This is a genomic window from Arcicella sp. GW821-FHT09D11, from assembly GCF_059416265.1.
In genome coordinates this window covers 26,150-44,558 of record NZ_JBWKOV010000008.1, presented here as the reverse complement: position 1 = coordinate 44,558, position 18,409 = coordinate 26,150, and the positions used below count along the sequence as shown (strand labels likewise).

The following is an 18,409-nucleotide window of genomic DNA, read 5'->3' as shown; positions in this document are numbered from 1 at the left end:
TGATGAAAATTAAATTAAGTGAGTAAATAATATAAAAGCTTTTATTTATCTAAAGGCATTTCTACTGCCTCTTTCCAGATGTATTTATTAAACCAAATCCAGTTGTGCCACATCGCCGCCAGGCGTTCTTTGGGTTTAGTAATTCCGTGTCCGAAACCTTTGTAAACAATCAGTTTTGAAGGAATACCTCTATCTTGAAGACCCTGTAATAACTCATAAGCATTGGAGATGGGTACTCTTCTATCTAATTCTCCATGCTGAATAAGCGTAGGAGTAGAGGCATTATTGATGTTGGTCATCGGAGAGGTCTTTGAATAAACGTCTTTATCGCTCCATGGCGTTGATTGTAGGTATTGTCTGGTAAAAGGATGGATGTCTGTACTGACATAATACGTTACCCAGTTCGATATACCAGCACCTACCGAAATGGCTTTGAAAACATTGGTATTAGTTGTTAAAAATGCCGAGATATATCCACCTTGGCTCCAACCCATTGAGCCCATCCGAGTAGTATCAACAATGCCTTTGCTTTTTAAATAATCAACACCTGACATTACATCCCACATATCGCCAACGCCCAAATTTCTAACATTCAGCGAACGAAAAGCTTCTCCATACCCAGCAGAACCTCGATAGTTAGGACGAAGTACTAACGCCCCTTTTTCCAGAAATTGTAAAATAGGATAAACACTTCCACCTGGTGTTGGCGTTGGTACATCTATACCTGTTGGACCACCATGAATCAATACTAATAATGGATATTTTTTGGTAGGGTCATAATTTTTGGGTTTATGCAAAATGCCTTCAATCTCTGCACCATCCTTGCTTTTCCATTTTATTACTTCACTACTAGCGGTTTGCCAACCAGCAATTTGGGCATTCATATTGGTCAAGGCAGTAAATTTTAAGTCTGATACTTCACCAATTTGTATATCAAAAAGGCTATCATAATTTCTGCCTAAAAAGGCAACTTGTTTAGCATCTTTTGAAAAACTTGGACTAGCTATCAAATCAAATTTAGCCTGAATTTCTTTTACTTTTCCTGTGATATTATCCGCCAAAAACAATTTCATTTTAGTTCTTTGCGAAGCTGTAAAATACACGCCCTCATTCGTCCACTCTAATATATTAATGTCTTCATCAAAATCACTCACCCACTGTTTCGTCTTTTTTGAACCTAAATAGATGCTGAAAGTTTTAGGATTTTTATAATAATTTGAAGTTGTATCATTCAGCGAAGTAGTATATAAAATACTTTTTGAAGCTTGGTCACAAGATTCAAAAAAATCACCCCCTGTATTGTTAACTAATAGTGTACTCTTCTTAGATAAAACGTCTAAATATGAAACATCAGAATAAGCACTTGATTGAATGAGCGGATTAGGTTGATGAACAAACGCAATCTTAGTCCCATCAGGCGACCATTTGAAATAAGTAACCGTAAAATCACCTTGGGTCAGCCTACGAGGTTTAGGTAAGGTAATACAGGTTTTAGTAGAGTCTTTTGAATCATAGCAAGGTTTTTCGTTGGGTGACGGAAACAAATCTGTTGAAAAATCTACCAACCATAAGTGCGAAAGCTTAAATTCTTCATCATCTACCTCAAAGCCTCCATAACGTTCTTTCTTGGATTTTAGGCTTTTTGAATCTTTTTCGGTGATAGAAATCGCTAAAGTTTTACCATCTGGCGACCAACTAAAGCTATTAATTCCTTCGTCTTCTTTGGTTATTTGTTGTGCTTCTCCACCGTCAGCTCTGATGACATAAATTTGATTTTTATCCCCTCTATCTGCTAAAAAAGCAATCCATTTACTATCTGGTGACCAACTAGCAGCTACACTATTCCCTTTTACTGTTCTGGTTAATTGAAAGGGCGTTTGTTTGTTTTTAGATAACCATAACTCTGTATCATAATTATTCTCTTTCCAGTCTGCTGTCGTAACCGAAAAAACAACATTTTTTCCATCCGGTGAAATAACAGGATTTGCTACATTTCGTAAAGACAGGTAATCTTCAAACGTTAAACTACTATTTTTTTGAGCAAATGTACTCAGAGAGAGTAAAAGTAAAATAATGACATTCTTTTTCATGGAGGTTGATTGATGAATAGTTTGTTTTTACAGTTTAAATATCGTAAAAAAACGCCAATTTTGTGTCATGAATAATCAAAATCAACGACTTAAAATTTGGGCAGGACTAATTACGCTTTACTTAGTTTGGGGTTCTACTTATCTAGCATTGCGGTTTGTTGTAGAAACCGTTCCATCGATGATGGCCTCTGGTTTTAGAAATCTAATTGCTGGTACTATACTTTTTCTTTTTTCTATCGTTAGTAAAAAGTATCAGAAACCCTCTCGTAAAATGTTGGTCACTTGCTTATTTACTGGCTTTTTGATGCTATGCTTTGGTAATGGATTATTCACTATTGCCGCCAAATGGATGCCTTCAAGCTATTCAGCCTTGTTTTCAGCCTTAGGGCCTGTTATGCTGGTTTCTTTGCTTTGGATATTCAATCATGAAAAACCTAAACCTAAAGTAATTGCTGGGGCATTGTTGGGTATTGTTGGTGTAGGAATCCTGATGAGCTTGAAAACATTAGCCCTAAAAGGCTTTGAACAATATTATATGTTAGGCGTTTTATTCCTATTTCTAGCTACTTTAGCATGGAACCTTGGCGTAGTAATCGTTAAAAAAGCAAAGATATTTGATTATCACGCTTCTCAGATTTCAGGCATGCAGATGATGACTGGCGGTATTATTTCCTTGATTATTAGCTTAGGACTAGGAGAATTTAGTCATTTTGATATTGCCAATATCCAACCAAAAGCATATTTATCTTTTATTTATTTAGTAGTTTTTGGGTCTAGTTTGGCTTTTCTAATTTTTAACTGGTTATCAAAAGTTACTTCTCCAACCTTAGTTGCTACGTATACATATGTCAATCCATTAGTAGCCATGGTTTTGGGAGCATTGTTTGCAGGCGAAAATCTACATCCATTAATGCTTTTGGCTGGAGGGGTAATTATTACCGCTGTAATTTTAATCACAACGGCCAAAAAATAAAGATTTTACAAAAAATACATAACATCATTATCAAATTTTTACCTTTCAAAACCAATCGTATGAAAAAAATTATTTTAACATTTTCTTTTTTATGTTGCATGAAGTACGCACAAGCACAACAAGAAATGCCATTGTATCCAGATGGTGTTCCCAATGCGAAACAAGTCCCGAATACCCAAAAATCTGTTACTGATAAAAACGGTGTACTTAGAATATCAGAAGTAACAGTTCCTACACTAACCGTCTATCCAGCCGATGCAGACAAAGCAAATGGTACTGCCGTAATTATATGTCCAGGAGGAGGCTATGGTATTTTGGCTGCTAGCCACGAAGGGTCAGATGTGGCGAGTGTATTTAATAAAATGGGTGTAACAGCTTTTGTATTAAAATATAGATTGCCTAATAGTGATGCTCAGGTTGATAAATCAATTGCTCCCTTACAAGATGCACAACAAGCACTAAGAACCGTTCGTAAAGATGCCGCAAAGTATGGCATTAACCCTAGCAAAATAGGCATAATGGGTTTTTCGGCGGGCGGACACTTGGCTTCAACCGCAGGAACACATTTTAATAAACAAGTAGGAGAGGTGACAAGTGAAGTTTCTGTTCGTCCTGATTTTATGATTTTAGGATACCCAGTAATTACTTTTAAAGACTTTGGACATGCAGGTTCAAGAATCAATTTAATTGGTAAAACGCCTGACCAAGCTTTGATTGATGAATATTCAAATGAATTACATGTTACCGCTGAAACACCTCCTACTTTTTTAGTACATGCTGGTGATGATACAGCAGTACCTGTTAGAAACTCGTTAGAGTTTTATCAAGGCTTACAAAAAAATGGGGTACTGGCTGAATTAGTAATTTATCCTAAAGGTGGTCACGGATTTGGTTTGAACAATAAAACCACCAAAGAAAAATGGATGGATAATGTGAAAAACTGGATGGATTCGTTGGGTTTACTTAGCAAATAGCTTTTAGTAATCAGCCGCGAGTTTCAAGATTATTCTTTTTAGTTCACGGCTGAAAATATCATTTAAATTAAGCCTAGCGAAATATTAAATCAATATTATCGCTGGGCTTAATTTTATAAAAACCTTTGATTTTGAAGAGAGTTTTCCAGAAAAACTTTAGAAAGACCAATGTTTTTAAAGCAAAGATTTTCTGACTTCTCAATTCGAAAAATGGATTCCTAAGCTTAGAAATATTCACAGATATTTTCCAAACATAAAAGAAAATAGCCAGACTTACATAATGGAAAATAAGAAATAAATAAAAACCTACACCATACTCTTTCCGAATCCATAATAAATTAGAAACTTGCATTTGCGTACCAAATCTGTTGATGGGCGAAATATTAGTTCTTCTAAAAGGAGAATCTTTTTCGAGGTGAATGAATTTGATATCTTCCGAACAACAGATTTTTCCTACTTTCCTTAGCCTACCAGCCCACTCGAAATCTTCGGCATACATAAAGAAATCTTCATCCATTTTGCCTACCTTTTCTACTGTTTTGCGAGCAATCAGCATAAAAGCTCCACAACATAATTCTGATTGATTAGGGTCTTGAAATTGAGGTTCGGGAAATAATTTTTCTAAGTATTTATGAAAGGAATTTGGAGCAATAATCAAGAATTTTAAAAACTCATTCCTATTTCTGAAATAAGGCATTTTGACTAAATCAGCCGTAACTTGAATACCTCCAATGACAGAAACTTCTGGTTGAGATTTAAGCAACTGCCACGCTTTAAAGATAGCGTTATCGAATAAGAGTGTATCTGCATTTAATAATAAAAAATAATCACCTTGGGCAACGGACATTCCTTGGTTATTCCCTCTTGAAAAGCCCGAATTATATTTACTAGCAACCCAAACAATTTCTGGATGAACAGACTTAATAATACTTTCTGAAGCGTCCTGAGAATCATTATCTACCACCACTACTTCATAACTAATATCCTGAGTAAATTTTTTAATAGAGCTTATGCAATTGACTGTTAATTCTGCTGACTTGTAATTAATAATGATAATCGAAACATCCATGTGATACTGGGTTGTTGAAAATTTTCATAAAATTATTTTTGATTAATGGGATTAGATAATTGTTAATCTTATCAATCAAAAGTGCTTGCTTATGGGCTAGATTCAAAAAAATGAATACAAATATAATGTTTCCATTCCACTTGATAAGATTAAAGGAATGAAATAAGTATTAATAGAGACGTTGAAACCCAATGGGCACAAAAAAGCCCGATGCCACAGACATCAGGCTTTCTAAATATAATCCTTACTTTATTTAATGTTATTGTCTTTGTTTTTCTATTTTAATTGCTTCACCCTCTCGTTTTTCTCTTCGTTACAAAAATAATAAAAAATCCAAATAAATAAACATATAATACAATTATTTGTAAGAAATATTTATTTTTTTTGATTTTAGCCTCTCTTTTCATCATTTAGACAAAAACTAGCACTAAAACCGCTCGTATTTTGTGCTATAAACCACTTTTTGCGTACAAATCTGGTCTTCTAGTCTTAGTTCGTTCAATAGATTGGTCGAATCTCCATTCATTTATTTTCGCTTCATGCCCAGATAAAAGGACAGGAGGAACGCCGACGCCTTCAAATTCAGCAGGGCGAGTATATACTGGTGGTGCCAAAAGATTATCTTGAAAGGAATCAGTCAAGGCTGAAGTTTCATCATTCAATACTCCTGGAATCAATCGGATAATAGCATCTGCACAAACCGCCGCCGCTAATTCGCCTCCAGAAAGTACATAATCACCAATAGAAATTTCTTTGGTGATAAACATATCTCTAACCCTTTGATCAACTCCTTTATAGTGCCCGCAAAGAAACAATAGGTTACCTTGAAGAGAAAGTTGATTGGCCGTTTGTTGATTGAACGTTTCACCATCAGGCGTCATGTAAATCACTTCATCGTAATGTCTTTCGCTTTGCAAATGTCTGATACAACGCGCAATCGGCTCGACGCTCATTACCATGCCAGCACCGCCACCAAAAGCATAATCATCTACTTGACGTTGTTTTGAAAGAGAATAATCTCTTAAATCATGTAAAACAACTTCTACATGACCAGCCTCTTGTCCACGTTTTAAAATTGAATGAGCAAAAAAGCTTTCCATCAATTTTGGTACTACAGAAATAATATCTATTCGCATGGTAGGTTTTTTGAAATTAATCTTCCAGATACACTTCTAACAAACCTTCTGGTAAATTTACATGAAGGATTTTTTGCTCTTTTTCCGCTTGCAATATAATTTCATCAATGACTGGAATCAATACTTCTTTGCCTTTGTAATCCATCACCAACAAGTCTTGTGCTTGCATTGAATGTACGGTTTGTACTGTGCCTAAATTTCCTAAATTTTTATCAACTATCTGAAATCCAATGATTTCATGATAGTAAAATTGGTCGCTGTCTAGTTCTGGGAGTTCTTCTAACGGCAAAAATGCCTGTAGGTTAATCATTAATTCTGCTTTTTCGAAAGAGTCTACATCTTCAAAATGCACAATAGCACGATTACCTGATAGTCGGTATGATTCTATAAAATAAGGAACTAATTCTCCTTTTACTTCCAAGAAAAGGCTTTCTAAATCTTCATAATCTTCAGGGAAATCTACATCCAGCCAAAGGATTACTTCACCTTTTAGTCCGTGAGTTTTTGTGATTTTTCCTAGTTCAAAACAATCTTCTTTAGTCATTAGTATATATTCAGCATCAACTTTATGGCTTGACACTTGATTTTGCTTTGATAAAATGGACAAATGTGTTAAAATAAAAAATGATACAAAACAGCTTATCAAAAGAGTTTTGTATCATTTTTAATGAAATTTCTTTGGGAAAATTACTCAGCAGATTCTGTAGTAGCTTCTCCTTCAGCCGCTGGAGCTTCAGTTTCTTCTGCAACAACTTCTTCTTCTACAGTATTTTTCTTTGCAATTGCAGCAGCACGAGCAGCATTAATTTCAGTTTCTCTTGCCATACGAGCAGCTTTATCAGCAGCTTTAGTAGCTTCAAGACCGTCAGTTTTACCAGTGATTTTTAAATCTTTGCTAGTTTTCCAGTCGTTGAATTTAGAGTCAGCAATTTCTTGAGAAATAGCACCTTTGTTAACACCCACTTGCAAGTGTTTTTTCAACAATATACCTTTATATGACAAAATTGCACGAGTAGTATCTGTTGGTTGAGCACCGTTTAAAACCCATTTCAAAGCGCTATCTTCGTTCAAATTGATTGAAGCAGGGTTTGTGTTTGGATTGTACGTTCCGATTTTCTCAATGAATTTACCGTCACGTGGAGCTCTTGCGTCAGCAATAACGATGTCATACATCGCTAATTTTTTACGTCCACGACGTGCTAATCTAATTTTAACAGCCATTTTTTATTTACGTTTTAGTGAAGGAACCCGTCCTTCGGTTATGGTATTTGTAAATTGGAGTGCAAAGATAGTTAAAATTAAAGATTTAACAATGATTTGATTGACAAAATATTTTAGAATACCTAAAAAGAATGCAATTGGCTTAAGAATCGATTTTATTAAAAATAAATAATTGTATTTTTAATATATTTATTTTTAATTTACTTTGATTTGAATGTTTCAGCATAATATTTATCACTGCACTGATTTACATGGTGGCTGATAAGTAGTTTAGCAAATAATAATGCAATTTTTTGCAATATAAATGTAATTTTACGTTCAATACTGAATTATAAACAAAACTTAAATTAATATACATGAAAAGAAGAGACGCAATTGCCAAAATGGCTCTGGCGATGGGAGGAATCCTTTCGGCAAGTACTTTGGCAACAGTTTTGGAAGGCTGTAAATCAAGCAGCTCGACAGAAGCAACAGCCCTAAGTTTTTCGCCTGAGGAAAGTGCAATGATATCTGAAATTGCTGAGATTATTTTACCCCGTACACAAACACCAGGAGCAATTGATGCTAAAGTACCAGAGTTTATCCAGATGATGGTGAAAGACTGTTATAAAGAAGAGCAACAAAAAGCTTTTTTTGCAGGCTTAACTAAATTGGATGAAGATTCTAAAAAAGCAAATGGTACTGAATTTTCAAAAGCAACACCAGCCCAAAAATTAGCGTTGATTAAAGCAGAAGATTCAGCAAAAGAGCGCTCTGAGTTTTGGAAAACAATGAAGGATTTGACGATTTTGGGATACTTTACTTCTGAGCCAGGTGCGACAAAAGCACTAGCCTATTTGGAAGTTCCGGGTAAATATGAGCCCATTAAATTAGAAAAAGGACAAAAAGCTTGGGCAATGAGCTAGTTGTTTTTTTAGAAAAGATGTCACAAATAATTCATTAATTTCAAATCAATATCACAGTGGAAATTACAGGAACAGGAAATAAAGCAAATACTTACGATGCCATCGTAGTTGGCTCAGGAATATCTGGCGGTTGGGCTGCCAAAGAATTGTGTGAAAAAGGCTTAAAAGTAATCATGCTTGAAAGAGGGCGTGATATTAAACATATTCAAGACTATCCGAATGCGACTAAAGCGCCATGGGAATTTGAACACCGTGGTAGAGTAGATAATAAATCTGCGGAAGAGCATTTCATAGGCGTTCGTACGGGTTATACCGTAAATGAGCCTTGGAGAGATATGTTTGAAAATGATAAAGAAAACCCAATTGTTGAGAAAAAACCAATCGACTGGATTCGTGGATACCATGTTGGTGGTCGCTCTCTGATGTGGGGTCGTCAATCATATCGTTTGAATGAAAAGGATTTTGAAGCAAATGCTAAAGAAGGTATTGGTACCGATTGGCCAATTCGTTACAAAGATTTAGCTCCTTGGTACGACCACGTAGAGAAATTTGCAGGGATTAGTGGTAATAAGGATGGTATTGATGTGTTACCACATGGTGACCATTATTTGCCAGCCATGAACATGAATGCTTTAGAGAAAGAACTAAAGAAAAGAATTGAAAAGGAATTCTCTTCTCGTCACTTTATCATGGGGCGTACTGCACACTTAACGGGAGAATCTAAAATTGCTTATGATTTAGGACGTTCGCAATGTCAGTTTCGTAACCGTTGTATGATGGGTTGTCCTTACGGAGGATATTTCTCTACACAGTCATCAACGCTTCCAGCAGCGGTAAAAACGGGCAATCTAACACTTCGTCCAGATGCTATCGTTCAAGAGGTTATTTATGATGATAAATTAGGCAAAGCAATAGGGGTAAGAATTGTAGATCAAAACACTTTACAATCAATTGAATATTTTGCAAAAATTATTTTCTTGAATGCTTCTGCGTTTGGTAGTACAGGCATTATGTTGAATTCAAAATCGCAACGTCATGCTAATGGATTAGGAAATGAGTCAGATCAGCTAGGTCGTAACATCATGGACCATCATTTGGCAGTTGGTGCAAGAGGCGAATTTGAAGGCTTAGAAGATGACTATTACTATGGTCGTCGTGCTAATGGTATATATATACCAAGATACCGCAACTGGGGAACAGACAAACGTGATTACTTACGTGGTTTTGGTTACCAAGGCGGAGCTTCTCGTGAAGATTGGGGTCGTGGTGCTGGTCAAGAAGGATTAGGTGCAGACTTTAAAGATGCATTGAGTTACCCAGGGAAATGGACATTCAATATCGGTGGTTTTGGTGAAGTAATACCAAATCCTGAAAACAGAATGACATTAGACCCTAGCCAAAAAGATAAATGGGGAATGCCATTATTAGTATTCGATGCAGCTTATGGCGACAACGAACTAAAAATGCGTGTCGATATGAAAAACGATGCAGCAGAAATGTTAGAAAAAGCAGGTTTGAAAAACGTTACTCCTTATGATGACCAAACTAAGCACTTGGGAATCGGTATCCATGAAATGGGAACTGCTAGAATGGGAACAGATGCTAAGAACTCTGTATTAAATAAAAACAACCAAGTTTGGGGTGCAGAAAACGTATTTGTAACTGACGGTGCAGCTATGACTTCGGCTTCATGTGTAAACCCATCGCTTACTTACATGGCTTTAACAGCAAGAGCAGCCGCTTATGCCGTTGATGCTTTGAAAAAAGGTGAGTTGAAATAATGATGAGCTATCGGCTTTGTAAATCGAAGTTTTAGTTTTCAGAAAATAATTAAAAGTCCTCAGTTTTAAGTAACTGGGGACTTTTTGTTTTGAATATTCTTAATTTATCAACTACTTTAAATCTATCCCTTAATTACTAATATCCCCTCCGAAAGCTGAAACCTGACAGCCGATAGCTATCTTTAAATATATCTCTTAATGACTAATCTACTTAATAAACAGACGATTATGTGCTATTAATTTATCTTTCAGAAAGATAAAAGCTACCTTTGTAGTAATAATCAATTTATAGTCATGACTTTCGAAGAATTAAATCTTAATAAACAATTACTTAACGCCCTTGAGGATTTGGGCTTTACTTCACCAACAGCTATCCAAGAAAAAGTTTTTTCTGTAGTAATGTCAGGGAAAGATGTTTGTGGAATAGCGCAAACAGGAACAGGAAAAACGTATGCCTATTTATTGCCATGCCTTCGTCAGTTAAAGTTTTCAAAAGAAAAAGACCCACAATTAGTAATCATTGTGCCAACTCGCGAGTTGGTAGTACAAATTGTAGAAGAAGCTCAGAAGTTATTGACCTACATGAGCTTTAAGGTATTGGGCGTTTATGGCGGTGTAAATACAAAATTGCAAGTAGCAGAATTATTAGAAGGAGCAGATATATTAGTGGCAACGCCGGGAAGATTAGTAGATTTAATATCAGTGGGTGCCTTTTCAGGTAAAGCAGTCAAGAAATTAGTGATTGATGAATTTGACGAAATGTTGAATTTAGGTTTTAGAGCACAGTTAAAGATTGTTTTTGGTAAATTGCCCCAAAGAAGACAAAATTTACTTTTTTCAGCTACCCTTAATGAAGAAGTAGAACAGTTGATAGAAGACTATTTCAATAGTCCAGTAAGGGTAGAAGCTACTCCTGTAGGTACGCCTCTTGAAAATATTAGCCAATCTTATTACGAAGTACCCAACTTTTACTCAAAAGTGAATTTCTTGAATTTGTTATTAGCCAAAGATGAAACAATGACAAAAGTATTAGTCTTTGTTTCAACCAAACACTTAGCTGATGTATTATTTGAAGAGGTTAGCCCAGTATATGGAGAAGCAGTAGGAGTAATTCACTCTAATAAAGCCCAAAAGCACCGTTTTGATAGTGTAGATAAATTTCAATCTGGAGCGTGTAGAGTTTTAATTGCTACAGATATTATAGCCAGAGGGTTAGACGTAGCAGAAGTAACCCATGTAATAAATTTTGATTTACCAGAAACGCCACAAAACTACATACACCGCATAGGCAGAACTGGGCGAAAAGAGCGTAAAGGAATAGCGGTATCGTTTGTGGTTGAGAAAGAGAAAGAATATCTTTCGGAGATAGAAAATCTGATGAATTATTTGATTCCTCAACAAGAATTACCAGAGGAATTGGTATTATCAACGAAAATTTTGCCTGCGGAGACTGAGAGAGTAACCATGAAAACCATTCAAGTGAAAGCTCCAAAAAAAGAAGAAGGTGGTGCGGCATTTCATGAAAAATCAGAGAAAAACAGCAAAGTAAACGTAAGAAGAAACCATGCCGCGGAAATGAAAAAGAAATATGGCAGGGCTTATAAGAAGAGAGAGTAATTTGGTGAATTAATCATCAAAAGGTTTATATAGAAAATATGTAAGATAAAGAGCGTTTTAAATAAATGGCGATAATCGTCGATTATAGAAATGATATATTTATTTTACATATTTTTTTATTTTAAGGGTAGTTTTTTTGATAAAAAGTGCTAAATTAAGGTAGTATAGCCATTTTTTAAATAAATTTTAATCGCACCAAGTGGAATTGAAACTCATTTATAAGAATATCAAGACCGTAACCTTGTCTGCTTTTAATCGTACCAAGTGGAATTGAAATTATTGAACAAGCACCCTCAATAATTGCCGAAACCGCCTTTTAATCGTACCAAGTGGAATTGAAATTTTGTTGCGGTATCATCATAGTTTTTGAAACCATTCTTTTAATCGTACCAAGTGGAATTGAAATTAATTTATGTTTAGAAGCCCTACTTGTTTTTCATACCTTTTAATCGTACCAAGTGGAATTGAAATTGCACTAGACTTTGTAATTCTGGTGTTCGATTGTTGCTTTTAATCGTACCAAGTGGAATTGAAATCAAATTCTTTTACTACTTCTGCATTATTCACCTTCTTTTAATCGTACCAAGTGGAATTGAAATAGGCAGGAGTATGATGCCCAGCTGTGGGTTGGTTCATCTTTTAATCGTACCAAGTGGAATTGAAATGATTGTTTCCTGTTTGAATTCTATTGTTTTAGGTTCAACTTTTAATCGTACCAAGTGGAATTGAAATTCTATAATATCAAGTATTTTAATCTTTCCATATTCACTTTTAATCGTACCAAGTGGAATTGAAATATTGCTGAAGCGAAGTTAGCGGTGACGTTTTGATACTTTTAATCGTACCAAGTGGAATTGAAATATATATCCTTTAGGTATTTCTAAGCTTATTCCGAGCCTTTTAATCGTACCAAGTGGAATTGAAATTTCTAATACTTCGTGGTTTTTTCATCATTTTTTTTCTTTTAATCGTACCAAGTGGAATTGAAATTCTAAGATGTCTTCACGAACTTGTTTAAGAGCTGTCTGCTTTTAATCGTACCAAGTCGAATTGAAATTCATCTTCGCCTAAATCTTGGCTTATGAACGTCTTCTTTTAATCGTACCAAGTGGAATTGAAATATAAGCAGCACAAACCCCCGTATGTTTCCATGAGTACACTTTTAATCGTACCAAGTGGAATTGAAATACTAGCTACAATGCAACTATGGGAGGTGATTATCAACTTTTAATCGTACCAAGTGGAATTGAAATGGAACTGCCCTAAACGAATAGCATCTAAATCACTCATACTTTTAATCGTACCAAGTGGAATTGAAATTTTAAAGCGTTTAGAAGCAATCAGCACTAGTTATTCCTTTTAATCGTACCAAGTGGAATTGAAATGCAACTGTTGCCAGAGCCGCCATGATTGCACCCAATGCTTTTAATCGTACCAAGTGGAATTGAAATTGGAGAGCAGGGCGCCGTGATATATCAAATGTGGTTCTTTTAATCGTACCAAGTGGAATTGAAATTTAATGCGGAGGTCTTTATACAAAATGGCGTCTCTTACTTTTAATCGTACCAAGTGGAATTGAAATTCTCTATGATATTTAGAATTACGATGCCCTGCCCATCTTTTAATCGTACCAAGTGGAATTGAAATTTGAATGCACCACTCGAATATTGTCCGTCAGTTCTGCTTTTAATCGTACCAAGTGGAATTGAAATAGTGCATATCCTGTAATACTGTTCTGTTTTTCATCTTACTTTTAATCGTACCAAGTGGAATTGAAATTTATTTTCGTCCTCAACAACAATTATATTACTATCACTTTTAATCGTACCAAGTGGAATTGAAATTCAGGTAAAAATACCACAAAGGCAATACCCAAAGACCTTTTAATCGTACCAAGTGGAATTGAAATTTCGTGATGGCAAACGGCAAAAGAGTATGGTTTTATACTTTTAATCGTACCAAGTGGAATTAAAATAGATTTTTTATATACTACTTAGTTTATTGGGTTTAACTTTTAAGCACACCAAGCAGAATTGAAAAATATAAGTTTAAAGCAATAAGCTTTACTGAGGAGGAAAAGGAAAGAGGAGAAAATATTCTAAATGTAGAAAACAAATGGAATAGAGTATAACTAAACTACTCCATTTGTTATAGAAAAGGAAGATTACTTCTTCCCAGCATGATGCGGATAATTAAAGAAATAAGACGTTAGTAAAGGCACGCCAAAAATTCCTACTGTAATCAACGAGATATAAGCATCTGCTTCTTCGCTTTCCAAGAATTTAGCAATCGGATTTTCTGGTAAGAAATGCGTTAATAACGATAAGGTTAATTTTAAACCAAGTACGCCAATCACTAAAAACGCTGCTGTTTCTAGGAAAGGGTATTTTTCCATCAACTTCACAAAAGCTTGGGCTACAAAACGCATCGCCAAAATACCAATAAATACTCCTATACAGATTAGATATAGGTTATCTGTAAAGGCTACGGCTGCAAAAACATTGTCGATAGAGAATGCTAAGTCCATTACTTCTACCAAAAAAACAGTAGCCCAAAAAGGCCCTAATGCTCCTAAGGTCATACGATAAAACCAATTACTTTTTTTGTCTAGCAAGTCATCGCTTTCTGCTGGAGTAGTTTCTTTTTTGAAATAATCATACGTAAGATACAATAGATATAAACCGCCTATAGGCTTTAGCCACCAAACTTTTACCAAAAAAGAGGCGAATAAAAGACAAATACCTCTGAAAAAATACGCACCAATAATACCATATTTAAGGGCTTTTTTCCGTTTCTCTGGCGATAAATCCATTACCATTGTTGCCAGTACCGCTGCATTATCCACCGAAAGAAGACTTTCTATCAATATTAAATTACCAACTATTAAGGCTGCTGCCCCTAAATCATTCCCAAAAATTTGATGCAAAAAATCCATAAAAACTGTTTAGTGTCCAAAAGATTGCCAAAGTTACAAACTTTGACGCCTAAAAGATAAGGCTGATAAGAATATTAATTTGGTTGGTTATATAGGATTAAGAATGGTAAATGAATAAGGGCAGATTTAACTAAATAAAAGAAGAATTGTTTAGAAACATTGATAGGCAATTGTTAGGAGATGGTTTTTATAAATTATCTCTCTTTTCTAGCTATAATTACTTATATGCTGATAAAAGAGTACTTATTTTTACAAGTGTTATCTTTTTTATCAATAAATAAGTAAGTTCATATTTTGTTTCAAATGAAAATTTGAACAAATTAGATAATACAATTCATTCAACTAAACTATCTTAATATCAATAACATGAAAAAAAACACTTACTTTTTATCTTACCTTCTTTTGTTGTGTTTGGTCAGCCAATTTCCTCTATTTGCTCAGTCGAAAAAAGTAGCAACTAAGTTGGAAACAACATTGATTGATGCCAAAAAAATAGAAAAATTACAGAAAGAGATTATAGAGGAAATTGACAAGAAACAGGTGTTTTCTCAACAGATGGTCGATATGATTTTCAGTTTTGGCGAGCTTGGCTTCCAAGAATATGAAACTTCAAATTATATAACAAGCATTCTTGAAAAAGAAGGATTTACTATCGAAAAAGGTGTTTCGGGGATTCCAACGGCATGGATTGCTAAATGGGGGAGTGGCAAGCCTGTGATTGCGTTAGGCTCTGATATTGACTGTATTCCGAAGGCCTCTCAAAAACCTGGCGTAGCTTATCATGACCCAATTATTGAAGGTGCTCCTGGTCATGGCGAAGGACATAATTCTGGTCAGGCGCTTAATATCACTGCTGCATTAGTTATTAAAAAAATTATGGAGCGTGAGAAAATAGCAGGTACATTAGTGCTATGGCCTGGGGTGGCAGAAGAATTAGTAGGAACGAAAGCTATTTTTGTACGTGATGGTCATTTCAAAGATATTGATGCTTGTATATTTACGCACGTGGCTAATAATTTAGGCGTACAATGGGGTGATGCGGGTAATAATGGATTGGTTTCTGTAAAGTTCAGTTTTGAAGGTGAGGCTGCTCATGCGGCAGGTGCACCATGGAGAGGTAAAAGTGCTTTGGATGCCGTTGAACTAATGAATATTGGTTGGAATTTCAAAAGGGAACATTTGTATCCTTCTCAACGCTCACATTATGTCATTGTTGACGGAGGTGACCAACCAAACGTAGTGCCTTCCAAAGCGGCTGTATGGTATTACTTCCGTGAAAGAACATATCCGAAAATTAAGGAGTTGTATGAAGCAGGGGTAGCAATTGCCAAAGGGGCAACGATGATGACAGGGACTACGATGAGTTACGAAGTATTGGGTAGTGCTTGGCCCGGACACTTTAATAAACCTATCGCAGAAAATGTTTATGAACATATCAAAAAAATAGGTTTGCCTAAATGGAGTGAAGAAGACCAACTATTGGCTAAATCATTACAAATTGAATTGAAATCTCCTGAGAAAAAAGGTTTAGCGATGAAAGTGGATACTACCATCGAGCCTGTCTTGGTAAGTATGGGTGGAGGCTCGGATGATATTGCTGATATTTCATGGAATTTACCGACGGTTGTACTGCGTTACCCTTCTAATATTCCTGGATTACCGGGGCATCATTGGGCAAATGCTATTAGTATGGCTACGCCGATTGCACACAAGGGTGTAACGGCAGGAGCAAAAGTAGAAGCCCTTACTTTATTAGATATGTTAGTAAAGCCTGATTTGTTAACCAAAGCATGGGATTATTATAAAAATGAGCAAACGAAGGATGTAAAATATGAACCGTTGATTTCACCAAACGATAAACCTGCTATTAATCTCAACCAGCAGATAATGGCTAAGTTTAGACCAGAAATGAAGAAATTATATTACGACCCATCGAAATATAAAAGCTACATGGAACAATTAGGCATTACCTATCCAACTATCAGAAAAACGCCAACTGAAGAGAATAAGAGTAATGTAAAGAGTGGAGGAAATTAAAATGAAGAAAATATTGAATAATTTTAACCTGTTTGATACAATTTGATTTATCAATTTGGGTTTTAACATAGATAGACGGCTATTTCTGCCGTCTATTTTTATTTTATGAATAATATTTTTAAAAATTTAGGGTATGATTCCGTAATAAACTACTTATATATCCTGATTACTTTTTTCATACAAAGGACTAAACAATCAAGAAAAAAATCAGAACAATGTTTTCATTAATTAACAAGTCAGTCGTAATAACAGGTGGAGGGTCAGGAATTGGTCGGGCAATCTCATTATTATTTGCTAAACAAGGAGCAGAAGTAAATATTTTAGAACTCAATGAAACAGCTGCGCAAGAGACGGTTGACGAAATTCGTGCAGAAGGAGGCAAAGCCAATGCTTATGCTTGTAATGTAACTAATCAAGAGGCTGTTAAAACTGTTTTTGCTAGCATCGGTCGCGTTGATATTTTGATAAACAACGCTGGAATAGCGCATGTAGGTAACCTTGAAAAAACTTCGGAAGAAGATTTCGATAGAATTTATAATGTAAATGTAAAAGGAGCTTACAATTGTTTGTACGTTGCCGTTCCGATGATGAAGGAAAACAAAGGAGGGGTAATATTAAACATGGCCTCTGTAGCCTCATCCGTAGGCATTAACGATCGTTTTGCTTATTCAATGTCGAAAGGTGCTATCCTCACGATGACATTGTCTATAGCCAAAGATTACATCAAAGAGAATATACGTTGTAACTGCATTTCTCCTGCCCGTGTGCATACTCCTTTTGTAGATGGCTTTTTAGCAAAGAACTATCCGAATAATATTGAAGAGATGTTTGAAAAACTTTCGGCTACCCAGCCCATAGGAAGAATGGCCAAACCATCAGAAATTGCTTTTCTTGCACTATATTTATGTTCGGATGAAGCTGGCTTTGTTACGGGCTCTGATTACCCAATTGATGGTGGATTTATTAGATTAAACAACTAAATTTTAAACAATACTTATGAAAAAAATAGTCCTGTTTTCTGTATTATTCTGGACGATGACCTCATTTATTCAGGAGGGAAAACCTAAAAAAATTATTTTCTTCGGCGACTCTATCACCCAAGCTGGCGTACAACCCAAAGGATATATCTCGCAATTGCAGGAAATGATTGATAAGAAAGGCGATAAAGCTAAATATGAATTGATTGGTGCTGGCATTGGAGGGAATAAAGTTTATGATTTATACTTACGCTTAGAAGATGACGTATTGAGCAAAAAACCTGACTTGGTAGTGATTTATGTTGGTGTAAACGACGTTTGGCACAAAGCGACCTCAGGTACTGGTACTGACCCTGATAAATTCATTAGATTCTATCAAGCTTTAATCAACAAGATTCAAGCAAGTGGTGCAAAATTGATTTTGTGTACACCTGCTACTATCGGAGAAAAAACCGATTTCAGTAATCAACAGGATGGTGATATGAATCAATACAGTACTTTTATCAGAAATTTGGCGACAAAGAATAATATTCCTTTGTGTGATTTAAGAAAAGAATTCTTAGCGCATAATCTGAATAATAATCCTGAAAATAAAGATAAAGGCATACTTACTACCGATAGAGTTCATTTAAATGAGCTTGGAAATCAGTTTGTTGCCGATAAATTATTCCCTTTAATTACAAAATAAATTGTT

At 35.3% G+C, this 18,409-nt stretch carries 14 protein-coding genes and 1 CRISPR repeat array; of the genes, 8 read left to right on the top strand and 6 right to left on the bottom strand.

What is annotated here, in order from left to right; genetic code table 11:
• Positions 1 to 41: 41 nt before the first annotated feature.
• Complete coding sequence (locus tag AC07N0_RS18995; RefSeq protein WP_494590514.1) at positions 42 to 2,090, bottom strand: S9 family peptidase; 2,049 nt, start codon at positions 2,088 to 2,090, stop codon at positions 42 to 44.
• Positions 2,091 to 2,157: 67 nt separating this feature from the next.
• On the opposite strand from AC07N0_RS18995, the gene AC07N0_RS18990 reads away from it, so the two are divergent.
• Positions 2,158 to 3,063 (top strand): EamA family transporter, encoded by a 906-nt coding sequence (locus AC07N0_RS18990; RefSeq protein WP_494590513.1) that lies wholly within the window; start codon positions 2,158 to 2,160, stop codon positions 3,061 to 3,063.
• A gap of 59 nt (positions 3,064 to 3,122) precedes the next feature.
• Positions 3,123 to 4,037, top strand: a complete 915-nt coding sequence (locus tag AC07N0_RS18985) for an alpha/beta hydrolase (RefSeq protein WP_494590512.1) — start codon at positions 3,123 to 3,125, stop codon at positions 4,035 to 4,037.
• 73 nt (positions 4,038 to 4,110) lie between these two features.
• Here the strand turns inward: AC07N0_RS18985 and AC07N0_RS18980 are convergent, their stop codons facing one another.
• The 4 genes from AC07N0_RS18980 to AC07N0_RS18965 form a co-directional block, all read right to left on the bottom strand.
• The gene (locus AC07N0_RS18980; RefSeq protein ID WP_494590510.1) at positions 4,111 to 5,106 is read right to left on the bottom strand and encodes a glycosyltransferase family 2 protein; all 996 of its coding nucleotides are present in this window, start codon (positions 5,104 to 5,106) and stop codon (positions 4,111 to 4,113) included.
• A 449-nt stretch (positions 5,107 to 5,555) separates the two neighbouring features.
• Positions 5,556 to 6,242 (bottom strand): tRNA (guanosine(37)-N1)-methyltransferase TrmD, encoded by a 687-nt coding sequence (gene trmD, locus AC07N0_RS18975; protein WP_492799185.1) that lies wholly within the window; start codon positions 6,240 to 6,242, stop codon positions 5,556 to 5,558.
• A 16-nt stretch (positions 6,243 to 6,258) separates the two neighbouring features.
• On the bottom strand, positions 6,259 to 6,822 hold the full coding sequence (gene rimM / locus AC07N0_RS18970) for a ribosome maturation factor RimM (protein WP_492799186.1): 564 nt from the start codon (positions 6,820 to 6,822) through the stop codon (positions 6,259 to 6,261).
• A 107-nt stretch (positions 6,823 to 6,929) separates the two neighbouring features.
• On the bottom strand, positions 6,930 to 7,463 hold the full coding sequence (locus AC07N0_RS18965) for a 30S ribosomal protein S16 (RefSeq protein WP_323246884.1): 534 nt from the start codon (positions 7,461 to 7,463) through the stop codon (positions 6,930 to 6,932).
• A gap of 356 nt (positions 7,464 to 7,819) precedes the next feature.
• Between AC07N0_RS18965 and AC07N0_RS18960 the strand changes: the two genes are divergently transcribed.
• The 3 genes from AC07N0_RS18960 (at position 7,820) to AC07N0_RS18950 (ending at position 11,766) form a co-directional block, all read left to right on the top strand.
• Positions 7,820 to 8,368, top strand: coding sequence for a gluconate 2-dehydrogenase subunit 3 family protein (locus tag AC07N0_RS18960; RefSeq protein WP_494590509.1), 549 nt, complete (start codon positions 7,820 to 7,822; stop codon positions 8,366 to 8,368).
• A gap of 56 nt (positions 8,369 to 8,424) precedes the next feature.
• Positions 8,425 to 10,149: a GMC oxidoreductase gene (locus tag AC07N0_RS18955; RefSeq protein ID WP_492799188.1), complete on the top strand. Its 1,725-nt coding sequence runs from the start codon at positions 8,425 to 8,427 to the stop codon at positions 10,147 to 10,149.
• Positions 10,150 to 10,443: 294 nt separating this feature from the next.
• Complete coding sequence (locus tag AC07N0_RS18950) at positions 10,444 to 11,766, top strand: DEAD/DEAH box helicase (RefSeq protein ID WP_494590508.1); 1,323 nt, start codon at positions 10,444 to 10,446, stop codon at positions 11,764 to 11,766.
• A gap of 183 nt (positions 11,767 to 11,949) precedes the next feature.
• Positions 11,950 to 13,741: direct repeats of the CRISPR family, unit length 29 nt; unit sequence CTTTTAATCGTACCAAGTGGAATTGAAAT.
• 189 nt (positions 13,742 to 13,930) lie between these two features.
• Here AC07N0_RS18950 and AC07N0_RS18945 read toward each other — a convergent pair.
• The gene (locus AC07N0_RS18945; RefSeq protein ID WP_492799190.1) at positions 13,931 to 14,701 is read right to left on the bottom strand and encodes a DUF475 domain-containing protein; all 771 of its coding nucleotides are present in this window, start codon (positions 14,699 to 14,701) and stop codon (positions 13,931 to 13,933) included.
• 366 nt (positions 14,702 to 15,067) lie between these two features.
• Between AC07N0_RS18945 and AC07N0_RS18940 the strand changes: the two genes are divergently transcribed.
• The 3 genes from AC07N0_RS18940 (at position 15,068) to AC07N0_RS18930 (ending at position 18,403) form a co-directional block, all read left to right on the top strand.
• Positions 15,068 to 16,738, top strand: coding sequence for an amidohydrolase (locus AC07N0_RS18940; protein ID WP_494590506.1), 1,671 nt, complete (start codon positions 15,068 to 15,070; stop codon positions 16,736 to 16,738).
• A 215-nt stretch (positions 16,739 to 16,953) separates the two neighbouring features.
• Complete coding sequence (locus AC07N0_RS18935; protein ID WP_494590505.1) at positions 16,954 to 17,718, top strand: SDR family NAD(P)-dependent oxidoreductase; 765 nt, start codon at positions 16,954 to 16,956, stop codon at positions 17,716 to 17,718.
• 16 nt (positions 17,719 to 17,734) lie between these two features.
• Positions 17,735 to 18,403 carry an SGNH/GDSL hydrolase family protein gene (locus AC07N0_RS18930; RefSeq protein WP_309916067.1) on the top strand — a complete coding sequence of 223 codons (669 nt, stop codon included), beginning with the start codon at positions 17,735 to 17,737 and terminating at the stop codon, positions 18,401 to 18,403.
• The last annotated feature ends 6 nt before the right edge of the window (positions 18,404 to 18,409 follow it).